The sequence below is a fragment of the Halococcus sp. PRR34 genome (assembly GCF_028617175.1).
GTDB lineage: Archaea > Halobacteriota > Halobacteria > Halobacteriales > Halococcaceae > Halococcus > Halococcus salifodinae.
In genome coordinates this window covers 1-24418 of record NZ_JAQJDA010000022.1, presented here as the reverse complement: position 1 = coordinate 24418, position 24418 = coordinate 1, and the positions used below count along the sequence as shown (strand labels likewise).

The 24418-nt window shown below is 57.1% G+C and carries 17 protein-coding genes and 2 pseudogenes; 11 read left to right on the top strand and 8 right to left on the bottom strand.

All coding sequences use genetic code 11. The features are described from left to right. Positions 1-9: 9 nt before the first annotated feature. Together PHA81_RS17775 and PHA81_RS17770 are read right to left on the bottom strand one after the other, a co-directional pair. A complete protein-coding gene (locus tag PHA81_RS17775; protein ID WP_273837952.1) occupies positions 10-1140 on the bottom strand; it encodes a phage integrase SAM-like domain-containing protein in 1131 nt (376 codons plus the stop codon). Positions 1141-1577: 437 nt separating this feature from the next. After that, positions 1578-3254, bottom strand: a complete 1677-nt coding sequence (locus PHA81_RS17770; protein WP_273837890.1) for a transposase — start codon at positions 3252-3254, stop codon at positions 1578-1580. 350 nt (positions 3255-3604) lie between these two features. Here PHA81_RS17770 and PHA81_RS17765 point away from each other — a divergent pair, with 350 nt between their 5' ends. Further along, the gene (locus PHA81_RS17765) at positions 3605-4153 is read left to right on the top strand and encodes a gamma-glutamyl-gamma-aminobutyrate hydrolase family protein (RefSeq protein WP_273837888.1); all 549 of its coding nucleotides are present in this window, start codon (positions 3605-3607) and stop codon (positions 4151-4153) included. Here the strand turns inward: PHA81_RS17765 and PHA81_RS17760 are convergent. The 3 genes from PHA81_RS17760 to PHA81_RS17750 all read right to left on the bottom strand — a co-directional run bounded on the left by PHA81_RS17760 (position 4150) and on the right by PHA81_RS17750 (position 7847). After that, positions 4150-5103 (bottom strand): lysine exporter LysO family protein, encoded by a 954-nt coding sequence (locus PHA81_RS17760; RefSeq protein ID WP_273837886.1) that lies wholly within the window; start codon positions 5101-5103, stop codon positions 4150-4152. The two genes, PHA81_RS17765 and PHA81_RS17760, sit on opposite strands and share 4 nt — an antisense overlap. A gap of 66 nt (positions 5104-5169) precedes the next feature. Then, positions 5170-6252, bottom strand: a complete 1083-nt coding sequence (fni, locus tag PHA81_RS17755) for a type 2 isopentenyl-diphosphate Delta-isomerase (protein ID WP_273837883.1) — start codon at positions 6250-6252, stop codon at positions 5170-5172. Between the two features lie 209 nt (positions 6253-6461). Next, complete coding sequence (locus PHA81_RS17750; RefSeq protein WP_273837950.1) at positions 6462-7847, bottom strand: amidase; 1386 nt, start codon at positions 7845-7847, stop codon at positions 6462-6464. 422 nt (positions 7848-8269) lie between these two features. Here PHA81_RS17750 and PHA81_RS17745 point away from each other — a divergent pair, with 422 nt between their 5' ends. The 6 genes and pseudogenes from PHA81_RS17745 to PHA81_RS17720 all read left to right on the top strand — a co-directional run bounded on the left by PHA81_RS17745 (position 8270) and on the right by PHA81_RS17720 (position 13545). After that, on the top strand, positions 8270-8434 hold the full coding sequence (locus PHA81_RS17745) for a hypothetical protein (protein ID WP_273837880.1): 165 nt from the start codon (positions 8270-8272) through the stop codon (positions 8432-8434). Further along, complete coding sequence (locus PHA81_RS17740; RefSeq protein WP_273837878.1) at positions 8418-9164, top strand: recombinase family protein; 747 nt, start codon at positions 8418-8420, stop codon at positions 9162-9164. Before PHA81_RS17745 ends, PHA81_RS17740 begins: the two co-directional genes overlap by 17 nt. A gap of 167 nt (positions 9165-9331) precedes the next feature. Beyond that, on the top strand, positions 9332-10015 hold the full coding sequence (locus PHA81_RS17735) for a cyclase family protein (protein WP_273837876.1): 684 nt from the start codon (positions 9332-9334) through the stop codon (positions 10013-10015). A gap of 1059 nt (positions 10016-11074) precedes the next feature. Continuing rightward, positions 11075-11455 carry a helix-turn-helix domain-containing protein gene (locus PHA81_RS17730; RefSeq protein ID WP_273837874.1) on the top strand — a complete coding sequence of 127 codons (381 nt, stop codon included), beginning with the start codon at positions 11075-11077 and terminating at the stop codon, positions 11453-11455. A gap of 375 nt (positions 11456-11830) precedes the next feature. Then, positions 11831-11953: pseudogene (locus tag PHA81_RS17725) on the top strand (IS701 family transposase); the annotation flags it as partial. Positions 11954-12069: 116 nt separating this feature from the next. After that, positions 12070-13545 carry an IS66 family transposase gene (locus PHA81_RS17720; RefSeq protein ID WP_273837872.1) on the top strand — a complete coding sequence of 492 codons (1476 nt, stop codon included), beginning with the start codon at positions 12070-12072 and terminating at the stop codon, positions 13543-13545. Here PHA81_RS17720 and PHA81_RS17715 read toward each other — a convergent pair. Continuing rightward, entirely contained in the window at positions 13526-14614 is a 1089-nt protein-coding gene (locus PHA81_RS17715) for an IS630 family transposase (protein WP_273837869.1), read from the bottom strand. The two genes, PHA81_RS17720 and PHA81_RS17715, sit on opposite strands and share 20 nt — an antisense overlap. A 47-nt stretch (positions 14615-14661) precedes the next feature. On the opposite strand from PHA81_RS17715, the pseudogene PHA81_RS17710 reads away from it, so the two are divergent. The 4 genes and pseudogenes from PHA81_RS17710 to PHA81_RS17695 form a co-directional block, all read left to right on the top strand. Beyond that, positions 14662-15768: pseudogene (locus tag PHA81_RS17710) on the top strand (IS701 family transposase); the annotation flags it as partial. 1233 nt (positions 15769-17001) lie between these two features. Then, positions 17002-18747 (top strand): cbb3-type cytochrome c oxidase subunit I, encoded by a 1746-nt coding sequence (locus PHA81_RS17705; protein ID WP_273837948.1) that lies wholly within the window; start codon positions 17002-17004, stop codon positions 18745-18747. A 325-nt stretch (positions 18748-19072) separates the two neighbouring features. Continuing rightward, positions 19073-21322, top strand: coding sequence for a copper-translocating P-type ATPase (locus tag PHA81_RS17700; protein WP_273837867.1), 2250 nt, complete (start codon positions 19073-19075; stop codon positions 21320-21322). Between the two features lie 839 nt (positions 21323-22161). Continuing rightward, a complete protein-coding gene (locus tag PHA81_RS17695; protein WP_273837865.1) occupies positions 22162-23160 on the top strand; it encodes an IS110 family transposase in 999 nt (332 codons plus the stop codon). Positions 23161-23183: 23 nt separating this feature from the next. Here PHA81_RS17695 and PHA81_RS17690 read toward each other — a convergent pair whose 3' ends face one another. Both PHA81_RS17690 and PHA81_RS17685 read right to left on the bottom strand, forming a co-directional pair. Next, positions 23184-23852, bottom strand: coding sequence for an IS630 family transposase (locus PHA81_RS17690; protein WP_273837947.1), 669 nt, complete (start codon positions 23850-23852; stop codon positions 23184-23186). Then, positions 23842-24315, bottom strand: a complete 474-nt coding sequence (locus PHA81_RS17685) for a helix-turn-helix domain-containing protein (RefSeq protein ID WP_273837862.1) — start codon at positions 24313-24315, stop codon at positions 23842-23844. Before PHA81_RS17685 ends, PHA81_RS17690 begins: the two co-directional genes overlap by 11 nt. Positions 24316-24418 lie beyond the last annotated feature (103 nt).

Here is a 24418-nt window from a genome sequence, read left to right as displayed (position 1 = left end):
AAGTGATCGTTAGCCCTGCTGGTCGGCCTCTTCAAAGGAACTGGTCATCTGGTCAGCGAGTTCGCCGGCTTCGATATGCGAGTAGTGCTCGCGCACGACCTCCTCGGAGTTGTCGAGGGCTCGGGCGGCAGCCGCGTGGCCGGACGTGCGGACGAGAACCTCACCGGCACCGCGGCGAGCGCCGTGGGGCATCAGGTATTCCTCGTCGTCATCGAGTTCGATGCCTGCCTCCTCACAGAGACGCTTGAGGACGTGCCGTCCTGCATCGGTTGTGATCGAAGGCGGTTCAACATCGTACTCAACACAGACTTCGATCAGCGAGCAGTCAGTACGCATCTCTTCGATCTCCGTTGTGATGTACCCGCGGGCGGTCAGCTCGTCGGTCACACGCTCCGAGAGCGTCGGGCGATGAAACGAGGGGAACACCGGCCAGCTCTCGCTCGGCGGGTCGAGGATCTTCCCGTACATCTGTAGCGGATGGAGTACTGGCTCGGGAAGCCCTCGATCGTCGAGACGCTGTTTTTTCGCGAACACGGTCACATAGCGGTCGTCGAGATGGACGTCCTCCCACCGAAGCCCCTGGCGTCGCTCGTCGCTCCGGTCGCGGAGGACTTCCGCGCCCCGGACACCGGAGTACGACAGGAGATACACCAGCGCGCGGTCGCGGCAGGCTTTGATCGTTGCCTCTCGATCCTCGCCGATCTCATCGATCGCCGGGTGTGCTTGCTCGTCGACGAACGTGGTGAGCTGTTGGCGATCCTCGGCGGACCACGCCTGTTGGTCGCCACTCTTGTGACCGCCGTCGTCGGGAATGGGTTCGGTCGCGTTGCGCCGCTGGGCGACGTTCTCAGGGAGGAGACCTTCGCGAACTCCCCAGGCACAGAACGCCGAGATGTACGCGTAGTACGTGCGCACCGTCCCTGCGGTCCAGCCCTGGCGAGTAAGGTAGCGCGCGTACTCGCGGAGGTGGCCCGAGTCAAGCTCCTCGAATGTCGTCACGACATCCTCGTGCGCGGTGAGAAAGTCGACGAACCGACCGAGCTCTCGACCCGCATCCTGGCGGTAGTTCCCGCTCTCGCCGTGCTGGCCTTTCCCCTTGTCCGTCAGGAAGTCCTCGACGACGGCGTCGATGCGGACCACGCTACGAGCCTCCGGGACGTTCGTCGCGCTGATCACCTGCTTCAGGGCGAGTAACCCGGGTTCTGGGTTGTTGCATCTGGTTCGCTGTGGGAGAGGGCGGGGAGGTCCAAAAAGTTACTCGTCCTTATTCGATTAAGCACGAGTAACAACCGACCCGAGCTAATATGCCGAAATCAGGCGTTTCGCGCCTCTCAGAGCCCAAATCTTTCTAAATAAACTGCATATCGATATATCGATTAGCCGCCATGGAAGTTGAGACTACGGCGGGTTTAGCGGGGCTGTAATGCGTGGTTTCGGGCGAATTTGTGAGTGGAAACTGCTTCAGAACGCTCTCTAAACGGCCATTCTTGTTGAATTTCTTACTATCTGGACGATTTTCTGCAACTTTCGGTAGCGTTGCCACTCAGGCGACGCTCTATCACGGGTAGAGCACCGTGCTACCCGATTCCGGTCTCCTTCTTCAACAGCGTGAGCGTATTATCGGCCGTCACAATGGGGGAGTGCTCGTATTCACCGGTCAACTCGACTTGGACGAGCAAATCGACCGCTCGCCAAATCGAGTACAACAAACAGGCGAACGCGAAGTAGAAGAATCGCAGCCCGAAATCCGTCGACGTCGTCGCAGCCATGAATCGCTTGATCGACCGATAACCGCTCTCAATCTCCCAGCGATACCCATACTCGCTGAGGAATCCACCGCCACGGTTGGACATGAACACCGAGTACTGTCGATGGTCGTCATGCTCAGAATCGTCTTTCCGGCGGTAGATCAGCGTCGTCTCGTGCCACTCGTTCTTCCCGAGATGGAGTTTCCGATCGGTCTCGTACCGGTCTTGATCGCGCTGGAGGAGTCGCTTGGCCTGGGCTTTCTCGCTCGTCTGCATCCGCTTCGGGACGACGTAGGAGAGCCCACGCTGGCTGATCATCTCCAGGATATGCTGGCTGTCGAACCCCCGATCCATCAGCACGTTATCGACGTGAACGAGATCCTCGGCAGAGTTGAGCAGATCCTCGACGATCTCCTTGCGTGACTCGCCTTTCCGTACCGGGCGCGCGTCCAGCACGAGTGGAACAGCGTTGCCGACCAACTGGACTGTCGCCCACTGGTAGGCGTATTCGTCGTTTTGCTCCTTCGTCCCGATGATTTCGTCCTCATGGCCGGTGCGGTCGCCCGTAAAGGGGTCGTCCTCAGTAATGTCGATGGCAACGATTCCGGCTCGGTAGAACTCCTCTGTCTCCGCGAGCTCGTTGATGAGCTGTCGGAGTGCCTGTCGGGACATCTCGCGAATCTGCTCGATAGGGAGATCGCGAATCTGGTCGCGATGACCATGCCCAAGTGGTGTTCGATCACGCGTCGACTCGTGGATGAAACTGCGAGCGCCATCGTTAGCCGCTAGGTTCTCACGGAGTCCTAAGTAGGTCTGTAAGTCCCAGTAGGCGTTCTCAGGAATTTCACAGCCCTCGCCACGGTCCAGCGAGAACGCGGGGTATACGACGCGACTGATGTGGTCGGTGATCTTCCCAGCCTTGTCGAGGATGGCTTGGTCGTTTGGGTCCGATTCAGTAGCGTCGTCGCCTCGATCCGGAAGGTTTCGTTCTGGTTCACGTGGTACCGCGACACCTGCGTTCTGTGCTTTGATGAGGATCGTTCGAGCCGCTTTCTGGATCGTTTCCCGAATATTTCCCGTGAAACGCTTGTTCCAAGTACGCCAGAGCGTCGACTGATCAGGCACTGTTTCCAACTCTAGGCGTTCGCAGAGTCCGGGGTGGCTATTGAGGTACTCGACGAGAGATGTTTCGTGCTGCCATCCGTGGAGTTCTTTCAGTATGAACACGCGAAAGAGAATATCCATCTCGTAGCGTGTCGACCTTCCGTAGCAGTCGTGGGCCTCAAAGCGGAAGTAGGCCAGAGGGATCGAGCAGACGAACTGTTCGAGTGAGTTATGATTTGGGTGCGTGAACCAGACACTCGAGACGACTCGAACGTCCGATTCTAACCCACCGAGTGAGGAGCGATCGTACAGCGGTGTCGAGTCATATGCGGGCCACTCGACGCGCTGCTGGTGTGCGATTCGTCGAAAGACGCTGCGCCGAGACTCGCGAGTCGCAACCACTACAGAAGAATAGCCCGGAGACGCTCAAGAGTCCGTCCAACCGACCAGTATAGAGAGTTCTGTGGCTCTGTTGGATCCCTCAATCACGAATAGGAGTGATACAGCTCATCGTTAGATGTAGGTATGCATCTATTGATCTAGACCGCGTGTAGTAATATATCTGTTAGGTGTGAGCGGAAATTATTGAATAGATCAGAATAATAAGCCTCCAAAGAACAGAAGACTGGAACACAGGACTGTTATCAATATAGATTCGTTGGATTTGTACGTGGTTCGTAATGAGGTTGATCCGGAATGTGCGTACCACTGTGACGCCTTAGCAGCAGAGTTTCCCACTGCCGAAGAGATCGATGTTGGCAGGTGAGCGTATTTCCCTCGACGACGTGGGCGGCGTCGTCCTGACCGGCAGCACGGCTGCCGTCTACGAATCTGACAGTCGTTTATGGATATCCGAACAAGAGGCGCTCGTCCGCGAACTCGTCGATCGAGAGATTCCAACCCTTGGCGTCTGTTTCGGCCATCAAGTAGTCAACTCGGCGCTCGGTGGCACCGTCAAGGAAGTCGGGACGACTGCGACACTTGTCGAGGCGACTCTGGCCGACGATCCGCTGTTCGACGGCGTCGACCCAATTGTTGTTTCCCTCCACAGTGACGTCGTGACGGAACCGGGGGCAGATATGGAGGTCATCGCGTCAGCCGATCACGCTCGCGTGTTCGGGACCCGGCACAACAGCGCACCGTTGTGGACGGTTCAGTTCCATCCGGGGATTACAGCCGCACACCGTGAGAACCTCGTCACCGACTTTGGCTGGGAATCAGAGCAGTTCTCGTTCGAAGACGTCTCCGAAGGGCGAGTCTTTGAGAATTTTGTGAGGCTCGCCGCCGGGGAGACTACTTAGATTCCCAGAATGATCGGAATGAGAACAGTCGTAGCTACCGCCAGTACGAGACCGTTAATGAGTGCTGGAATCACAAACTGCTCACCGGAAACACGCTGAATCAACGGAAGCGTTACGTCCATTGTCGTTGCGCCACCCGGCGCGATACTTGTTACCCCACCGAAGTACTTGGCGACGACTGGCAGCACGAAGAAGGTGACAATCTCCCGGAGGAGGTTCGCAAGAAACGCAATCGCACCCAGTTGCACGCCCCCGAGATCAAACACGACGACCCCCGCATAACTGTACCACCCAAACCCTGCTGCGACTGCTGCGGCGTGGGTAACTGGAATATCGATCACTGCTCCAAACAGCACGCCACCGAGAATGCTCCCGACAGCCACCGCGAATGGAATCAGGAGTACACCCCACCCGAAATGCACGATCTGGCCCAAGGCCTCAGTATCGCTGCCAACTGTGACGCCGACGCCGAATAACAGCGCTAACAGGGCAAAATCAGAGAGAGCGACAACACCCGTGACGAAGTGCTCTGGAAGTCCGCTGGTTGAGAGCCCAAGCCCAACGACGAGCGAGATGAAAATGAGCAGAATGATCTTCCAATCAAAGCCATCATCGCCGACTTCCGGTGGTGGGCCTTGACGATCGATTGTGTTCTCTTCGGACGAGGCGAGTGACGGATTGACACTCGACGTGATCCTGGTGAGCAGGTAGACACACAGGATACTCCCGATGAGACTCCCCACACACAGCACGAATGCAGACCCACCAATCGTATTCACATTCTGAAGGATTTGGTCATCACCACCGAGTTGTACACCGATCGATATGAGGAGGATGCCGAGACCAGTGAAGATGATGCCATCACCGATCTCCTGGATTCGATAAAACGGGGAGTAATAGCCAAGCAGACTACCGATCAACAACGAGCCAAGTAGCGTCCCGATACTCATGCTCCACTAGGAGACGCTGCGGTATAACGCAATTCCATCATTACTATGTATCGAGATATGTACTCGCTACTCGCTACTGGTTCGCTGTTCAACGTATTCGCGCGTTTCGCCCCGCAACACGTATTCCGCCTGTTGAAGGTCTTCGATCGAACCAGAACCAGTGACAAACATGGCTGTCTGCAGCTCGGCAATTAGATCCTCAACTCGTTCGGTAACAGCGTCTGGCCCATCTGTAGCCGGTTTCAGGAACGGTTTCGCCAACCCACCGGCATGGGCACCTAACGCGATCGCTTTTGCCACGTCTAATCCCGTTCGCACTCCGCCACTCGCAATCACGCAGTTGTGTTCGGCTACACACTCGATCGTGCTTGCAGCGGTTGGGATTCCCCACTCTCGGAACAGGGTACCGATTCGTTGTTGGCGTGGTGCGTTCGCGGCGGCTGCACGGTAGGCTTCGATCCCGGACCACGTTGTGCCGCCTTTTCCAGCGACATCGACCGCATCAACCCCTGCCGCGGCCAGCTTTCTGGCAGTCTCTCCAGAAATCCCGTTACCCGTTTCTTTGACAATAATCGGAACCGAGAGATCCTTAGCTACTCGTTCGATCGCAGCTAGGCAGTTCTGTCCATTAACGTCGCCTTCAGGTTGCACGGCTTCTTGGAGGAAGTTCAAGTGAACTGCAAGCGCGTCTGCCTCGATCATCTCAACTGCGCGCTCAACCATTCCGATGTCGTACTCCCGAAGCTGTGCAGCACCAAGGTTCCCATAGATGAACGCATCGGGCGCAGCATCACGGACGACAGTATACGATTTGAGGACGCTGTCATCATCGAGTTCAAGGCCGGCGCGCTGGCTTCCGAGCCCCATAGCGATGCCCGTCTCGCCGGCAGCGCGGGCCAGTGCTCGATTGATTTCCGTGGTGTTGGCGTGACCACCAGTCATGCTCTCGATGAAGATTGGGGCAGATAACTCGTGTCCCAAGAACTCGATGGACGGATCAATAGCATCGTAATCGAGTTCCGGAAGTGCTTCGTGAACGAGCTGTACGTCTTCGAAGCCCGTGCCTGTGGTTTCAACGTCCCGCTCCTGCACGATCTGGATATGGTCGTCTTTCCGGTCTTCAGTCTCCGACGAATCCTGCTCCGTCATTAGTCGAACTTGAAATAGAGGCGGCAAAAGGGTACTGTTATTTTGCTTCACCCTGTCCTGGGTATCCCTGTAATGGAGCGTCTGTCCCCGCTATGTTCGGAGTCCTGATTACCGGACGTTTCTGGCAGTAGAACCTCGAATTATACGCAATCCTACGACACCGTTGTCAAGGAGCAAACTAAGTACAGCACGGACACGTACCGCCAAAATTAGCCGTCAGGATAGTGATCCATCCAAGGTCGCGCTCGTTCAAGCGCTGCGGCGACACTCAGTATATCAGTCTCAGCAAACCGTTTCCCGACAATCTGTAGCCCAACGGGGAGGCCGTCATCGGTGAATCCAGCAGGTACTGACGCCGCAGGATGCCCAGTAAGGTTGAATAGCCACGTCAGCATCATATCGGTCGGGACGCCCCCCACTGACTGTCCGTCGATCTCTGTCGGATAGCCGTCGGCAAGGTGCTTGCTATACGGGGGCACAGTAAGAGTGGGAGTTACAAGGACATCAGAACCTTCGAGGGCGTCTTCGATGCCGTCGTACGCAGCAGTCCGGGGGCCGTTTTGCAGTCGCTCAGCAGTCGCATCGATCCCAGCTTCTAGTTCAATAGTCGCCCGGACTGTCTCCTCAACGTCCGCCGTTTCGAAGTCGATCTGATACTCCGCTGCGATTTGCCGAGCGAACGTGCGGAAAAAGACACCAACCTGCTGGATATACGCCTTCGAAAGTTCCCCGTAGGGCGGGAGCGACACGTCCGTGGTATCGACGGTCGCACCGGCAGCCGCGAGGTCATCAACGGCGGCGGTGACTGTCTCTCGCACCGCCGGTGCGATTGGTTGGAGATCCAGATTCGGACTGTATGCTACCGATAGATCGTCTGTTGGCCGGTCAATCGCGCCCACGTAGTCCATATTAGGGGCAGGGACGCTATACGGGTCTCGGCTGTCGTGCCCCGCGAGAACGTCAAGGAACACGGCGATGTCCTCCGTAGTTCGGGCCATCGGACCGCCGACAAAAAACGGAGAATGAGGGCTGAACCCATCATTCGGGACTCGCTCTGGAACGAGACCAAATGTCGGCTTCAAGCCGATAACGTTGCAGCAGGAGGCCGGAACTCGAAGCGACCCGCCAATATCCGACCCGGTCGCTAATTGTACTGTTCCTGCCGCAAGTGCGGCTGCCGATCCACCGGAGGATCCTCCAGCGGACCGGTTGTGGTCGAACGGGGTGGGTGTTGCTCCAACGAGGCGGTTCTCCGTCTTGATGGTATGGCCGAGTGCTGGTGTATTGGTGGTACCGACGATGACTGCGCCAGCAGCCTCCAACCGTTCGACTACGATGGAGTCCTCATCAGCAATATTGTTCGCAAGCGGTGCAAGTCCCATCGTATTTCGAACGCCAGCTTTCCGACTCCGAAGATCCTTGATAGCAACCGGGACACCGTGAAGCGGACCGAGATTTTCGTCACGACTGGCTGCCTGGTCGGCCTGACGAGCGCGCTCACGGGCCGAGTCCGCGACGACCGTAATGAATGCGTTCAACGCTGCGGTCGCTTCGATTCGTTCCAGCGCCGCCTCGACGAGTTCCAAAGAGGACACTGTTCCGTGACGAACCGCTTCTGCGAGTTCGCGGGTCGACTGTCCTCTGAAATCAGACACACCTCCTTAAGACCACGTATTGGGAAATAAAGGCTTGGTCAGTGCCCGCCAGCCCAGCCGGTAGGGTACGCAACGGTTCGGACAATTCGTCCGAGCAATACGCAACTCTATCTGACAGCGGTTCCATCTTAATCAATAGCTGATAAATCAGATACCGGAAGAGACAATCGGAACTGTGTGCATTAAGACAGCCAGTCTCAACTACTGGCCGCCATCGGCGTCCCAGAGATTCGGAGGATGGATTGCTACAAACCACCTATTTGCTAACAGGTTGAGAGAGCGGGCTGGTGTCTCAGAAACCCCCCTTTCTGAGACACCGCCATTAGCACTAAGTACCGTACTGAATATAGTACGAACCACCGATGCCGACAACAGCCATCAGCAAATCCGGCGATCGCCACTACAAGACCACTGTCCCGCTCGGGTTCGTCGAAGGCTTCGACCTCGACGGCAAACGGTTCGAGTGGTCGGTCAAATCAGGCAACACCTTCGAACTCCGTGTGGTCAACGATGCCGACAGAGACTGAGACTGAAACCGAGACCGCCGTCGGCTACATCCGCCTCTCCCAGGACGGAAAATCCCTCGCTCGGCAGCGCCGGGACGTAGAGGATTACGCGACCGAGCACGGGGCCGAACTGGTCACCGTCCACGACGAGGGCAAACGGAGCTCTGGATTCGATACCGACCGGCCGGAGTACACCGCGCTTCGTGAGCACGTCGCTGACGGCAGCGTGGATTCCGTTATCGTTCCGAACCTCTCACGCCTCTCGCGCGACCGCAAGGAACGCCTCCGACTCTTGCTTGATGTCGATACCGCTGACGTCGCGGTTCACTCAGTCGAACTCGGCCGCGCGGTCGATCTCGACGACGACTGGGCGCTCGTTCACCAGTCGATCCGGGCGACCACCGACGACGTCGAGAAGCGCAAGGAGATCGCGCGCTCGAAGCGTGCGACACAGGAACGCATCGAGAATGGCTACGATCACGGCCGTCCGCCGTTCGGCCTGACCTACAACGAGGACGGCCACTACTGGGTTCCTGACCGTGACACTGCTGAATACCGAGCAGCGCTCGCGTGTATTAGACTCCGCGAGGACGGCCACTCATGGCGAGAGATCGAATGCGAAACCAGCGTAAGCAAGGACACCGCCCGGCGGATCTACACCCGCCGCGATCGGTATCTTCCCGCGAATGTGAACACAAAGGAACGCAGCCCGCCGTCACAGCCGAGACAACCGACCAGCTCGTCGCGGTAGGAGTTGATCGGACGGTCTCAGTTTATTCTTATCCCGCCAGCGCCGACGGCCCCGCAGGGGCCGTGAGGGTCGTTGCAGTGCAGGAGCGAATACCGGAGCGCTACTGTGTAGCGAGGAGAGCGGCGTACAACAGAACTATGCTTGCTTGTTACACACTATTCTTCTTGATGGCAGACTACGTCGACTTAACCCACGAGTTTCGAGACGGGATGCCGGGCTTCAGGCTCCAGAACGAGGACGGGAGTCATACTGAATTCACCGCAGAGATTCAGCCGTTTCTCACACACGAGCAGACTCGCCCGAAATTTGATGGTCGTGCTTCATTCGAGATCACCGAGATGAACTTTCAAACCTCAATTGGGACGTATCTTGATGCTCCCGGTCATCGCTTCCCTGAAGCACGCGACATTTCTGAACTCGACTTGAGCGAACTCATCGCCGATGGTGTCGTCGTCAATGCCCGCGAACGGGACCCATACGAAGCGGTCGACGAAACAGTGCTCCCGTGCGATGTCGACCTCTCTGGAAAGGCAGTATTGTTTGAGTTCGGATGGGACTCTCACTGGGGTTCTGATCAGTACCGAGAGTACCCATACATCTCGGAGTCAGTAATTGATCGCTTGGTTGCCGCGGATGTTTCGGTGGTCGGGGTCGATACCATCAATATCGACGACGATCGGAACCCTGACCGTCCTGCCCACACGACCCTTCTCAAAGAAGACATTTTCATCGTGGAGAATCTGCGTGGGCTGAAAACTCTCCGAAATCGACAGTTTCGGTTCCACGCGATTCCCATCAAAGCCGCCGAGGCCGTCGCAATGCCTGTTCGGGCATTTGCCGAAATGACGTAGCGAACAGCCAGCAGTACGGTGGCTCACCTCACCGCGAACAGTTTGTGACTCACTGTCGGATCAAAGAAATCCTTTCTCGGCCACCCTGTCAATAGCCACTTGGTTGCTGACAGGGTGGAGCAACCACTCTCCGAGCTATGAGAAAGTGTGATCGCGCACCTACTAACTAATTCTTAATCAAACGCAATGATTTCTCTAGTGAAGCACTCCCTTTGTGACAGGGCAAGCGATGCTGAGTCTTTTCAGACTATACTGACGCACAATTGGTTGATTGGTGGCCAGCGTAGAGTCCGAGGAGCGCACAGGCAGTTCCGACAATCACTCCAAGTACCCCCCACATGGCTCCATCGCTACTGCCAGCTAGCATCCAGACAGTCGAAATGCCGATGACGAATATCATCCAAGCAGTGCCTGCTGTCTGTTTCGTAGGCTTTGACACCATACTGCTAGTGGTCGTGCTAGTAGCTTATACCTACCTCTGCCCTGCAAGCAGCCACTCCCTTCATTGCAGGGTGCAACGAACCTCGAACCTTCATATAGATAGAGGGGTGCAACGAGGGGAGTGGCTATTGACAGGGGTGGCAACCCGAACATAGGTGCGTTAGCTACACTAATAATTGGGCCATAACGAACTCACGAGGCGGAAGAACCCGAGAAGCGCGACTCCAGCACCAAGAATACGTGTGACTACTATGTTCCAGTCCGTCGGTTCGACTTCAAACGAAGAACGCGTGCTGCCGATTGCGTCAATCTGTTCACCTACCCGAGTGATTCGTTGTGCATAAATGACCATACCGAGGCCGATAAGGAGAAGTGCTACACCGAGAAGGCTCACCATGTGTCTGTATTTAGCTTCTTTAGATATTAGTTTGTTCGCCGGTCCTCACTCTTACGACCGCCACCAGCGTGGCTAGCTCCAAAGAGGTGACGACCATACTGCAACGTTCCTCACGGCCCACAGGGGGCCGGAGGGCTGGCAGGATACGTATGAGCGCCTAGCACTCATGACGGGGAATGCGGATGGAATAGGTTTTAATACACTATAATACGTTGTAGTACATGACTATGCCGATCACTGTCGATGACTTCGATCACCTTCCGGAGACAGCGCTCGATCTCACCGAAGGATCGAACGCCCAGCGCGTACTGAGGTTTCTGTCTGAACACCCCGGTACGGCGTTTCGCCAGAATGAGATAATCGAGGGAACCGACGTGAAGGCTGGGAGTATCGGCCCGGTACTGTCACGACTTGAAGAGCGTGGACTGGTGAGGCACAAGGGGAAATACTGGACTCTCGGGGAAGACGACCGGCTGGCGTCATATGCAGCGATGTCGCAGACGTTCGCAACCGCTGAGGAGCGATTCCCGGAGGAGGAGATGGACGACTGGCTGGAACACGCGGAAAATCCGTATGAGGACGACCAGAGCGAGGACGCATGACCTACCAGCGCGGGGATGTGGTCTGGGCAGTTGATCCGTACCGAAGTGGATCGAATCCCCGACCGTGGGTACTCATTAGCAACACCTCGTTGCCGTACGCGGACTCGGAATACATCGGGATGATCCTCACGACGAAATCACATCCCGGTGGGCGTCAGCTGACAGCGAGTGATTGGGAGTACGGCCAACCACCGCGGATGAGCTATATCTCTCCCTGGACAGTCGGGACGATCAAACATGATCAGACGAGAAACGTTCAGGGACGGCTCAGGCCGAGCGTGGTTGACGAAGTGGTTGACGATCTCGAATCGTATATTGAGGCTGCTCAGCTTTGCACGTTAAGTAGCGCCACCATGTAGGTAGGAGTAACGGGCGATGCTGCCAATCACAGATCTCCTGTCGTGTACGGAACCAATCGACGAGTTCGAATCACTGTCGCCCGAGCAGCAGCACCACGCGAAAACCTACACCACCGGTCTTGTTGCCGCTAATGATCAAGATAACTTTTGAAGATCGAGGAACTCCTCACACCAAGATTGTGCGTATCTGTTTAGCGGAACGGCTAACTCGAAATCGTAGCTCTCAGGGAAGAGCAAGACGAACAGCCGCTAATCGTGCTTTCCGGGCCTGACGGATCGCCGAGGTCGAACGACCCGGCGATCCGTTCTGTGGGTCGGACGATCCTTCCCCAGCGAGATCTCGCTCTTCTCGCTGAGAACGCGTTTCTTCGCCAGCAAAACGCTGCCCAGAACGAACGAATCGAAGAGCTCGAAAACCGCCTCAAGAAGTACGAAAACGCCCACACACCGTCCAGCAAGAAGGGCGGTGCTGGACAACAGCCACAGAACTCCGATTCGGAGCAAGACGACGAGAACGACGAAGCTGGCGGCGACCCCGACGCCGCCAGCGACTCCTCACCCGGACGCAACCCCGGCCATGATGGAACGACCCGACCACCACCCGACCCGGACAGGACCGTCCGGGTCGGGAAGACGTACTGTCCCGAGTGCGACCGCGTTCTCACCGATCCTGACGAGTATGTCACCCGCGTCATCGTCGATATTCCGCTCCCCGTTCCAACCGAGGTCACGAAATACGAGCTCGGAAAGCAGGAGTGCTCCTGTGGCAACGAGGTCGTCGCCGAACATCCTGACTGTCCGGAAAACGGGCGGTTTGGGCCACACCTGCTGGCCCAAACCGCCCTCCTCCGCTATCACGGCCGTCTTCCGCACCGGAAACAAGCTGAACTCTTCGACTGGCAGCTCGATCATCCAGTCTCACCAGGGACGATCTACAACATGATCGAGCGGGTCGCAGACCGGCTGCGACCCGCGTACGAGGACGTTCGAACCAGCGTCCGTGACAGCGACGTGATCTACTGCGACGAAACCGGCTTTCCGGTCGATGGGGACCAGCACTGGGTCTGGACGTTCGTGACCGACGAGGACGTCTTCTATACGATCAACGAGAGCCGTGGAAGTCAGGTACTGGAGGACGTCCTCGGCGACGAACTCGCCGAGGACGCCACCCTGAGTTGTGACGGCTGGTCGGCGGATCCGAGCTATCACGGGAAACTTCAGCGTTGCTGGGCGCATCTGCTCCGGGAAGCGAAGTACGTAGCTGAACGGCACGAAGAGGCTGAGCCGGTCTCGGAGGTACTGCACGACCTCCACGAGGATTTGACCGCGTTCGACGAGGAGGACCCGCCCGCCTCCGCCCGCGAGCGGAGGCGGGCGCAGGCCTCGCTGTGTCTGGAGGAATTGATCAGAGCGGACTACGAGGCCGAGGAAGTGACGCAGTTAGCCGAGAAGATCAGGAACGGACTGGGCTGTTGGCTGACGTTCGTCACAGAACCAGACGTTGATTCAACGAACAACCGCGCAGAGCGCGCTCTGCGCGAGCAGGTCGTGATGCGGAAAATCTTCGGCGGACTCCGGTCAGAAACCGGAGTCCGCATCCACGAAATCCTCTCGACGATGGTAGCGACGTGGGAACGCCAGGGACTCGACCCACCCGATCAGCTGACGTCAGTACTGGGAGGAAAGCGGCCAGATTCGCAAGCAGAGGCATCTACGACGGAACTACGCTAAACAGGTACGATTGTGCGTAGCTAATCCGTCGAGTTATTTGCTTGAAAACATTCTTGACGAGCTCTTTGAATTCCTCTTCATTCGCGACGATTATTGGGCACATTGTCCATTTGAGATAATCCCATACTTTCTCGATTGGATTGAGATGCGGCGATCCTGATGGTAAGAAAATCAGGTCGATCCCAAGCTGATGCGCGCGCCTGCGCGTGTATTCACAGATATGAGAGCCATGCTTGTCCAAGACGAGCAGAATCCGCTTGCCCGGATTCTGCTCACGAACCATCTCTAACACCTCGCAAATCCGCTCTTTCGTCTCGTCTTCGGTGAACGTCACGAGACTTTCTCCGTTGAGCGCGTAGAACCCTACCGCAGAATCCTCCGTCTTGACTAACGGCCGTTCGACGTGTGGATCGTCGACGTACCAGACACGTCGTGAGTTATCGTACGGCTGTGGGTGTGAAGCATCAAAAAATCCGATCACGGTGCCGCCATCAGTGCAGACATCCTCGTCGACGATCCATCCTTCTTCGTCATCACCCATGCGTTTGTTGTGTGGCTGCTCATCCTCACTTTCGTCGAGCGCGTCGTCGACGCGCTCGTCGAGAACTTCGTCTGGGTTCTCCGGCTGATTGGGACGCTTTGGTCGGGGTTTCGCGTACGAGAGACCGAGGTCGCGGAGGAACGTTCCGAGATAATCTGGGTGATACTCAACATCGAACTCATCCATCAGAAGGTGTTGAACCTCCTGTGATTTCCACGGTTGACCGTCACGAAGGAGTTCGATAAGCTCGTCTTGTTCGTCCTCACCGAGCTTCGGGGGCCTTCCGCCCCCGAAGTTCGGGGTCAGACGACCGAGTCCACCTTTGTTCCATCGTCGTACCCAGCGAGTCGCGGTTGCAGAGGACCTGCCGACGTCGTCGGCAGCGTCCTCAAGCGTTGCGCCTTTGTAGAGCCGCTTGACGAACGTCAGCCGCTTGCTTATTTTGTCATCGTCAGTCTCGTCGAGCAGCCGATCGAGATCGTCTTCGCTGAGATGGCGGACGATCTCTTTGTGACGATCTCCAGCCATAACGTTCGCTGTCCTACGTCATCTTCATAACTTTTCTGGGTCATTACAGCAACAAGACCGTGGCAGGGATCGAACGTGAGGTCCTTCCCGCACAGGGCAAACGAGCAGTCAACAAGTTCCTCACCGAGTACGACTGGGACGAAGACCAGGTCAACCACGAACGGCTCGAAGAGCTACAGAAACACGGTGAGACGCGGTGGTCACAGGATGGCTACGTCATCCTCGACGACTCGGTCACCGACAAAACCGGGAAGGAACTTCCCGGTGTCGGCACGTTCTACGATCACGCCGAAGGCGAGACTGTCTGGGGACAGAACCTCGTCTACGCGTTCTACGCTGACGACAAAACCGCCTACCCGCTCGCCTTTCGCCTCTACGATGATGACAACGATCGCTCGAAGTACGATCTTGCCCGAGAGATTGTCACAGAACTCGAAGAAGAGGTAGGTGTCCCGGCGGACACCTACCTCATGGACGCGTGGTTCACGCACGATTCAAATCTCATCGAGCACATCGAATCATACGATAAGGACTGGGTCGGCCCGCTTCGCAGCAATCGGCAAGTGACCTACGGTGGCGAGGAGATCCGCGTCGATGCGCTGGAAGAGCGCATCGACAAAACTGAGCGAGAAATCGATGATGAAACCTACAAAATCTGGACGCAGAAGCGGTCTATCTCGAAGTTGGGCGAGGTCCGACTCCTCATCGCGGAGAAAGTCACCGACGAGGAGGACGAAGAGAATCCGGTGAGGTATTTCGCCTCGAACAAGATCGATGCGCCGTCTGAACATCTGATCCGGTCATACTCATTCAGGTGGCCGGTAGAGGTGTTCTTCGAGGATTCGAAGCAGGATCTGGGCTTTGGAGACTGCGAGGTCCGGGATGAAGAAGGTGCCAGTCGACACTGCCACCTGCAGATGCTGGCCTACAGTCTGCTGCGGCTTGGTCCGGAATCGAACGCCTCGGGAACGCTGTGCTCGAAAGCGTCATCGATCCAAGTCCAGCTGGAATACGCTCTGAAGGAAGTCGTGTATAACCTGTTCTCATGGGTTCGAGACCACCCAAAACAGGCGCTCGACGAGTTGATGGAGGAAATCGAGCATCTCTTCCTTCATTCGGACGGCTCAGACGGTTCTAAAGGGTGGTATCTCTGAACGTGCAAAGCTGAGGAGGATATCAGTCTCATACTGTCGGACAGAACTCTCCCGGAAACGCAGCCGGAATATCCAGTTGCTGTCCGGCGTCTCCGCCGCTCGATATTCACGTGTTTCCGTCCGACAGTATCAGTTTCGACCGATGGGATGAACCGTACACGCGTGGACCGGGGCTCTATATTGCCATCGTTTCCGGACCCTCCCTTCGTGACTACGCCGATGCAATGGGGGGACAACCATTGGCCCATCGAGAAATCACGACACGTTCTCGACGATATCACGGATTTCTACGAAATCGCGAAAGAGGTCGCCTCATCACAGGATGGTGCTGTGGTCATCAGTGTCGACGGCGTGGTTCAGCGTCAGATGGTCCGATTCAGAGACCTATCGACTGATCACTCACGCGAACAGCGAGAGAACACGTCACTGGAATACGCGGAGTGGAGGGATCACGCCATATGAGTGCGCTTGATACATCCATCCGGTCGGCCGTCGTGACGACGATTACTCTGAGTGCGGAAAATGGACGAGTAACGATCTTTCGAAACGGGAAGTTCACCACGCAGACCCGTGATGAGTTGAGCGCGGAGTGGCGTGTACACGCCGATAATTGAGAAACGGACGCCTGTATACGAGTCTATCATCAGTACCTCACGGTGATGTCTGGAACAGGAGTGAAGATCGAGATGCAGGAATCGTCCATAGTAACTCGACTTTGTACATTCATAAATATACCCGAATTATACTGTCTCAGGCTCCACAAAGCAGTATCTATCCGATAGTCTGTGACTTGACGGGCCTGCTGTGGAGGCGAGTACGGGCCAGATCGGGTCAAATTTGATGATCACCGGCTGGTTGATCACCGATCTACGAGCACTCACGGAGCGAAATGGACACATTTACGTTATTTAATCCGTGCTCATAAGATCCATTATAAACGTACAAAGCTGGGATAGTAATACAAATCCAGAGCGTCCTCCATCGCTTCTGTAGTCAAATTTGACCAGTCGAGAACAAAACATTCACCCAAGAACTCTGCACCACCCTAGCAGCGCCCCCGACACTATTATAATCCTCGCTCAAGAAAGTCTGACAGAGCGCGGGGGCTTGTACCATGGCGATCATTCTTCCGCGCTCACTTCTTGATCTAGGGACGAGGGAATCTAAGATTTCTTTAGGCTCTGGATCGCAGTCACAGACATGGCACAAGCCCAGCTCGCGCTGACGGTCCTGATGGGGCTGCTCCTCGCGGGCGTGGCAGTCTGGCTCACCCGTATCGAAGACTGGCGGTCGTACACTCCGCTGGCTGGCGGTGGTGCCGTCGGCGAGGAGACCGGCTATGCACACGAGGAGAAGCCCAGTGGGATCATCCGGTGGTTGACGACTGTGGATCACAAAGACATCGGGATGCTGTACGGAGCCTACGCGCTCATTGCGTTCTCCGTCGGCGGCATCATGGTCATGCTGATGCGCGCGGAACTCATCGCGCCGGCCACCGATGTCATCGGCGCGGAGTTCTACAACTCCCTGCTCACGAGTCACGGCATCACGATGCTGTTCTTGTTCGGGACGCCGATCCTCTCAGCATTCGGGAACTACTTCGTTCCCCTCCTGATCGGGGCCGACGACATGGCGTTCCCACGGATCAACGCCATCGCGTTCTGGCTGCTGCCGCCCGGCGCGCTTTTGGTCTGGGGCGGCTTTTTCACCGCACCGATCGCAAGCCTCGATATCGTTCCGGCACAGACTGCATGGACGATGTACACCCCGCTGTCGGCCGGTGTCGGGGCCGGCACGCAGGCGAATGTCGGCGTCGACTTCATGCTACTCGGCCTCCACCTCACGGGCGTCTCGGCGACGATCGGGGCAATCAACTTCATCGCCACAATCTTCGCCGAGCGGGGGCCCGACGTCAACTGGGCAAACCTCGATATGTTTTCGTGGACGATGCTCACGCAGTCCGGGCTGATCCTATTCGCGTTTCCGCTATTGGGGAGCGCGCTCATCATGCTGCTGCTCGACCGCAACTTCGCGACGACGTTCTTCGCGGTCGGAGAGGGCGGCGGTCCGATCCTCTGGCAGCACCTGTTCTGGTTCTTCGGCCACCCCGAGGTGTACATCCTCGTCTTGCCGCCGATGGGGCTTGTCAGCCTCATCATTCCGAAATTCTCGGATCGGAAACTGTTTGGGTATAAGTTCGTCGTCTACTCGACGCTGGCGATCGGGGTGCTTTCGTTTGGCGTCTGGGCCCACCACATGTTCGCGACCGGGATAGACCCGCGGATTCAAGCGAGCTTCATGGCGGTCTCGCTCGCGATCGCGATCCCGAGCGCGGTCAAGACGTTCAACTGGACCACTACGATGTGGGGCGGCAACGTGAAGCTGACCGCACCAATGCTGTTCTGTATCGGCTTCGTTTCGAACTTCATCATCGGCGGCGTCACCGGCGTGTTCCTTGCCTCGATCCCGGTTAACCTCGTGCTCCACGACACCTACTACGTGGTCGGTCATTTCCATTACATCGTGATGGGCGCGATCGGTTTTGCGGTGTTCGCCGGGCTGTACTACTGGTATCCGATCTTCACCGGGAAAATGTATCAGAAGAAACTGGCGAAAGCCCATTTTTGGTTGACGATGATCGGAACCAATCTCACGTTTTTCTCGATGCTGTTCCTCGGCTATCTCGGGATGCCCCGTCGGTACGCGACGTACGATTTCCCGCTCGGCCCGGTGAACATCATTACCGTCTTCCACCAGCTCGCAACCCTCGGCGCGCTGATCATCTTCGTCGGTCAGGTCATCTGGGTCTGGAACTTCGTCCAATCGTGGTACGAAGCTCCCTCGATGGAGGACGCTGACCCGTGGAGCCTGAAGGAAAGCGGCCAGTTCACCCAGGAATGGCAGTGGCACGAACGCCGGACTGAGACCGCGATCGCTGATGGTGGAGCAGGGTCAGAGAGTGAGGCAGGGGAGAGCTGATCACGATATCCGAGTCGCTGGAGAATCGGGAACACCCCTCCCTCACAGATCAAAATCGTCGACAGCACGCAGCAGACTGTTGGCAGTCTTCCCAAGAAAAAACCCAACGAGTGTCCCCAGACTGGCGGCTTCAAATCCACCAACTGCATATCCGAACACAGCTCCACAGACAGTACACAGGATGCTGAGATTGTTGCGAATCATGCCCCAAGTAGTGGGTCGTCTGTAGAGTTAATTGTGCCGAACTCTTCAGACCAGTCCGAGAAGACCCCCTACACGGACGGTGCCGATGGGCATTCATTCGCTCGCAACACGAGAGTAACACATGGACAACCACGAACACTCGACGAACCACGAAGATTCGGGTGGTGACCACTCGCATCATAATTCAGTAACTGAGGGCGGTGATGAGACGTCCACGCATGAAGAAAGAGAGAATCGAGTCGAACAATCGATACTTGAGGAGGAGGCCGAGGATGCTGACGTGGCCGAACACGAGGTCCACGAGCAATACGAACATGACATAGACCACGAGGAAGGCGGCCACGACCACGGTGGGATGCACGCCGGCCACGAACAGTTGTTCCGTCGGCGTTTCTTCGTCTCGACGCTGCTCTCGATCCCAGTTCTCCTCTACAGCGAGACACTCCAAGAGTGGCTTGGATTCTCCGTCCCGGCGTTCCCCGGCAGTGAGTGGATCAACCCAGTCTTCGCGGTAATCGTCTTCGCCTACGGTGGCGTGCCGTTCCTCCAGATGGCCGTTCCCGAACTCGAGGAGCGCTCGCCGGGGATGATGACGCTCATCTCGATGGCGATCACTGTCGCCTTCGTCTACAGTCTCGCGAGTGTCATCCTCCCCACGATGTCGGCGTTCTTCTGGGAGCTCGTGACGCTGATCGACATTATGTTGTTGGGTCACTGGATCGAGATGCGGAGTGTCCGCCGGGCGTCGAGCGCGCTCGACGAACTGGCGAAGCTCCTCCCTGACACGGCCGAGCGCATCACCGACGGGGGTGACACCGAGGAGGTTCCGGTGCGTGAACTGAAAGAAGATGACCTCGTGCTCGTGCGCCCTGGCGCGAGCGTGCCTGCCGACGGGGTCGTCGAGGAGGGTGACTCGGACGTGAACGAATCGATGATCACCGGTGAGTCCAGGGCCGTCTCGAAAGAGCCAGACAACGAGGTGATCGGGGGCACCATCAACGGGGACGGCAGCCTTCGGGTGCGGATCAGTGCGACGGGCAACGAGACGACGCTGGCGGGCATTATGCGACTCGTCGAGGAGGCCCGAGAGAGCGCATCCCGAACGCAGATGCTCGCCGACCGAGCGGCAGGCTGGCTGTTCTATGTCGCCGTCGCTGCGGCAATCGTGACCGCTATCGCGTGGACGGTCGCTCTCTCGTTCAACGCCGAAGTCATTGAGCGGGTTGTCACAGTCTTGGTGATTGCTTGTCCGCACGCGCTTGGACTCGCCATCCCACTCGTCGTCGCGATCAACACCTCACTCGCTGCGCGAAATGGAATGCTCATCAGGGACCGTATCGCCATGGAACAGGCGCGGGACCTGGATACGATCATCTTCGACAAGACGGGCACGCTGACGAAGGGAGAACAGGGCGTCGTCGATGTGGCGACCGTCGAGGGTGTCGGCGAGGACGAAGCGCTCGCGCTGGCGGCGGCCGTCGAGGGTGACTCAGAACATATGATTGCACAGGCGATCCAGGAGGCGGCCGACCAGCAGGGCGTCACGGCACGGGACGCGACCGACTTCGAGGCGCTCAAGGGCCGTGGCGTGCGCGCGACTATCGACGGGAATACGGTCTACGTCGGCGGCCCAAACCTCCTTTCGCAGCTCGATAGCGACGTTCCGTCAGGACTCACGACGTTCGTAGAGCGGGCCGGAGAGAACGCACAGACGGTCGTCTATCTGGTTCGCGAAGACGAGCTCATCGCTGCGTTCGCCCTCGCCGACGTCGTTCGAGAGGAGAGCTACCAGGTGGTCGATGCGCTCCACGAACTCGATATCGAGGTCGCGATGCTAACCGGTGACTCGGAGGATGTCGCCCATGCCGTTGCTGACGACCTCGGCATCGACACGGTCTTCGCCGAAGTCCTCCCCGAAGATAAGGATACGAAAGTGACCGAACTCCAGGATCAGGGAAAGCTCGTGGCGATGGTCGGCGACGGCGTCAACGACGCACCCGCTCTTACACGGGCTGATATCGGGATCGCGATCGGGAGCGGGACAGACGTTGCCGTCCAGTCGGCAGACATTATCCTCGTCCAGAACAATCCGATGGATGTCGTTCGCCTCGTGAAGCTGAGCCGGGCGAGTTATCGGAAGATGCAGGAGAACATCGTCTGGGCGGCCGGGTACAACGTGTTTGCACTCCCGCTCGCTGCCGGCGTGCTCGCCCCCGTTGGAATTCTCCTCTCGCCGGCGATTGGAGCGCTCCTGATGTCGCTTTCGACGGTGATCGTCGCAATCAATGCACAGTTCCTCCGCCGGGTCGACCTGAGTGTGCCGAGTCTCCCTGGCGTATCCGCTCCTACAGAAGCGCAGCCAGCGGACTGACTTCTTGTTGATTGACATACACCAGATGCCCGCAGTTCTTGGTACGTCATCTGGTGAGGCAGTGATGGTATGAAAGCCTGCTAATCCCCAGAGCATGGAACAAGGATGGGGTGGCAAAGGCTGACAACTAGACAGCGCACTGGTGAATCAATGAATGGACAATAGAGTCGCCAAGCGGAGTCACAGGAGCATAGTCCAGCTGATGTGGTTCGAAAGCCCACTATCGATGCGAAAAGACTACACTTGGACATCTACAACACTCATTCGGGGCACTTGGTTGGACTTGCTCAACTACAACCTGCCCCTTTTGACGAACCGCGATAACGAGCGTGTCGGCGGTGCCGGCAGGCTCTGTCCTCGCGGCATTCCGAAAACCGCGTAACCGACATCCACTCCCAAAACTCGTATCACAGGACAAGCTATCATAAGATCAGAAGTTGGATAGTTTAATTCAATCTATATATAGATTCTTGAGGGTTTTAGGTTGGTGATTGATTTTAACTCCCGTCCTGGATTTGAAGCTGGCTAGATTGATTTGTCATGCAGGATTTCCTTCGAAATTTGCAGTGTGGATATAGATTCGGCACATGCTGTGCATGAGAAAACTACCTACCTGACTCGATGGGGAAAATCTGCTACCTTAGCCGGGTCAAGGCAAAGCATGGGGCACAAGAGACCGAGTGAAGTCCGGCGGCTTCGACCACGCGTGCCTGACTGGTCCGAGTGCGAAGGAAGCCGAGAATGGGGCGTCCCAGCCCGGCTGCCGCCGCAGGCGACAGCCGGGAAAGCCCGAATACGTGAGTCTCATCCAACGCACTGGTGCCCCGGAGTGAGAACACATGTTCTTAGGAATCGACATCCACAAGCGGGAGGCCCAAGTGGCCGTCCGCAACGACGACGGAGAAGTGATCGAGCAGGTCCGTGTCAAAAACACGGACCTCGGAGAGATTGCCCAGCAATACGCTGGCGGTGAAGCCTTGCTGGAAGCTACAACGAATTACTTCTACATCTACGATATGCTGTCCGAGTATCTGGACGTGAGTGTCGGGCACCCGCCGAAGTTGAAAGCGATCGCTCGAACCGACAAGAAAACCGACCGAATCGACGCCAAGGAACTATCTCGACTGCTGTGGTTGGGCTCAGTTCCCGAGAGCTACGTTCCGACTGGTGAGATCCGGGAGTGCCGCGCACTCGTGCGCGGCCGGATCAGCCTGCTGGAGAAGCGGACGAGTTTCGCGAACAAAATCCACGCATTGCTGCTGGACAACGGGATCACACGAAAGATCAAGCCGTTAAGCGTGAAGGGCCGAGCGTTTCTCGATGAGCTGTCGCTACCAGCGCCCTGGGATGGGCTGTTGTCCTCATATCTGGCAGTGATCGATACGCTGACCGAAGAGATCGATCAGCTCGATGAGCGGATCGATCAGCGTGCAGAAGGGTGCAGAGAGACCCAACTCCTCATGACGATTCCGGGTATCGCCCACTACTCAGCATTGGTGATTTACGCGGAAATCGGCGAGATTGATCGATTTGATCGAGCCAAGGAAGTGGTGCGGTACGTGGGATTGAACCCGGTGATCCGCGAGTCTGGCGACTCGCGGTTCAAAGGGAGTATTTCAAAGAACGGTTCGGGAAAGGTGCGGTGGGTGCTGGTCCAGGCGGTTCATTCAGCCGTTCATACGGTCGGCGACGAGTATCTGAGTCGGTTCTATGACCGCATCAAGCGGCGGAAGAACAAACAGAAGGCAGCGGTGGCGACTGCCCGGAAGATGTTGGTGTCGATCTACCATATGCTCGACCGCGGCGAAGTGTACGATCCACCCGGCGTGACAGCCTGAGTGTAGCTGCAACCGTAATCTCGCTAGTCCTCTTCGAGCGGTACTGGGTAGAGCTGGCGTAGCTTGATTCGGGCGTCATCGGTGGTGAACTGCCAGTCGATCAGCCCATCAGCAGCGTTACGATGATCCTGCCACGCAGCGACCTCCGACCGGAGGGTCGCTGCGTGATAGATTCGCCGGTCGAGGCACTGGCGTTTGAGTGCGCCAATCTCGATTTCAGCCATATTCAGCCAACTCCCGTGCTTTGGCGTGTAATGAAACTCGAAGCGGTCGAGATACGCCTGCGCCTCGTTCGGTGGAAAGAACCGATAGAAGGCGGCAGGATTGTGCGTGTTGAGGTTATCGAGCACTATCCGGATGCAGTCCGCATCCGGGTAGTGCTCATCAGCGAGTCCAACCATTCGGTCGATCCACTCGCACGTTCGTCGCTTCTCGGTGATCTCGACGTTGACCCAGCCAGTCAACGGTTCAGTGGCGAGATGAAGGTTCTTCTTGCCGTTGCGCTTGTAGTGAGTATCGACACGTGCGACCGCTCCCGGTTGAGCCGGGAGCGGGTCGCGTTTGTGGCCGCGAAGCGCCTTGCTGGTTTCGTCGAAACAGATGACAGGGCGGTCCTCGTCGTAGGGTTCGTGGTAGAGATCGAGAACATCCTCCATGTGATAGACGAACTGGCCGTCGTCTTCAGCGGGAATCGCCCAGTAGTCGTAGAGATGCGGTTTGAGGGTGTTTTTTTAGACGCCGTCTCACGGTTTCGTGAGAGATCGACTCGAAGTCGATCTCGTCGAGGGTGACGAGTTCGTCGGCGAGAAGGTGAAGCGTCCAGCGAGCGTACCCTTCTGGCGGGTCGTTACAGGCGAGTTTGATGAGGCGTGCTTCAGCGTCTCCGTCGAGTTTTCGCTCGTATTCGCGGTCGGGCTTGCGGCGATGAATCGCCGCGAGCCCTCGTTTGCAGTAGTTTTTGCGCGCCTTGTACGGAGTCCCGATACTACAGCCGACGTGCTCACAGATCTCCGCATCTGTGAGCCCGTCGTCAGCCTTCAAGAGAATCCGCGCCCGCATGTTGTCCTCGGCCTTGCGTTCACCAGTCGAGATGAACCAGTCAAGCGTTCTCCGTTCCTCATCAGAGAGATCAACGACGTGCTTCTTCCTGCTCATCCCTCTCCATACGCGGTCAAAGACGATCGCTCTTGTGTAGCGTAGCGGAACCGAGTCACGGAGATTACGGCATCCCGCCGACAGCAGTCGTACATGACCAATG

Excerpts from the sequence above, each read along its gene's own strand:
- PHA81_RS17705 (WP_273837948.1), top strand. The coding sequence starts at position 17,002 with ATGGGGCTGCTCCTCGCGGGCGTGGCAGTCTGGCTCACCCGTATCGAA.
- PHA81_RS17730 (WP_273837874.1), top strand. The coding sequence starts at position 11,075 with ATGACTATGCCGATCACTGTCGATGACTTCGATCACCTTCCGGAGACA.
- PHA81_RS17765 (WP_273837888.1), top strand. The coding sequence starts at position 3,605 with ATGTTGGCAGGTGAGCGTATTTCCCTCGACGACGTGGGCGGCGTCGTC.
- fni (WP_273837883.1), bottom strand. The coding sequence starts at position 6,252 with ATGACGGAGCAGGATTCGTCGGAGACTGAAGACCGGAAAGACGACCAT.
- PHA81_RS17685 (WP_273837862.1), bottom strand. The coding sequence starts at position 24,315 with ATGAGCAGGAAGAAGCACGTCGTTGATCTCTCTGATGAGGAACGGAGA.
- PHA81_RS17700 (WP_273837867.1), top strand. The coding sequence starts at position 19,073 with ATGGACAACCACGAACACTCGACGAACCACGAAGATTCGGGTGGTGAC.
- PHA81_RS17695 (WP_273837865.1), top strand. The coding sequence starts at position 22,162 with ATGTTCTTAGGAATCGACATCCACAAGCGGGAGGCCCAAGTGGCCGTC.
- PHA81_RS17735 (WP_273837876.1), top strand. The coding sequence starts at position 9,332 with ATGGCAGACTACGTCGACTTAACCCACGAGTTTCGAGACGGGATGCCG.
- PHA81_RS17740 (WP_273837878.1), top strand. The coding sequence starts at position 8,418 with ATGCCGACAGAGACTGAGACTGAAACCGAGACCGCCGTCGGCTACATC.
- PHA81_RS17745 (WP_273837880.1), top strand. The coding sequence starts at position 8,270 with ATGCCGACAACAGCCATCAGCAAATCCGGCGATCGCCACTACAAGACC.
- PHA81_RS17715 (WP_273837869.1), bottom strand. The coding sequence starts at position 14,614 with ATGGCTGGAGATCGTCACAAAGAGATCGTCCGCCATCTCAGCGAAGAC.
- PHA81_RS17760 (WP_273837886.1), bottom strand. The coding sequence starts at position 5,103 with ATGAGTATCGGGACGCTACTTGGCTCGTTGTTGATCGGTAGTCTGCTT.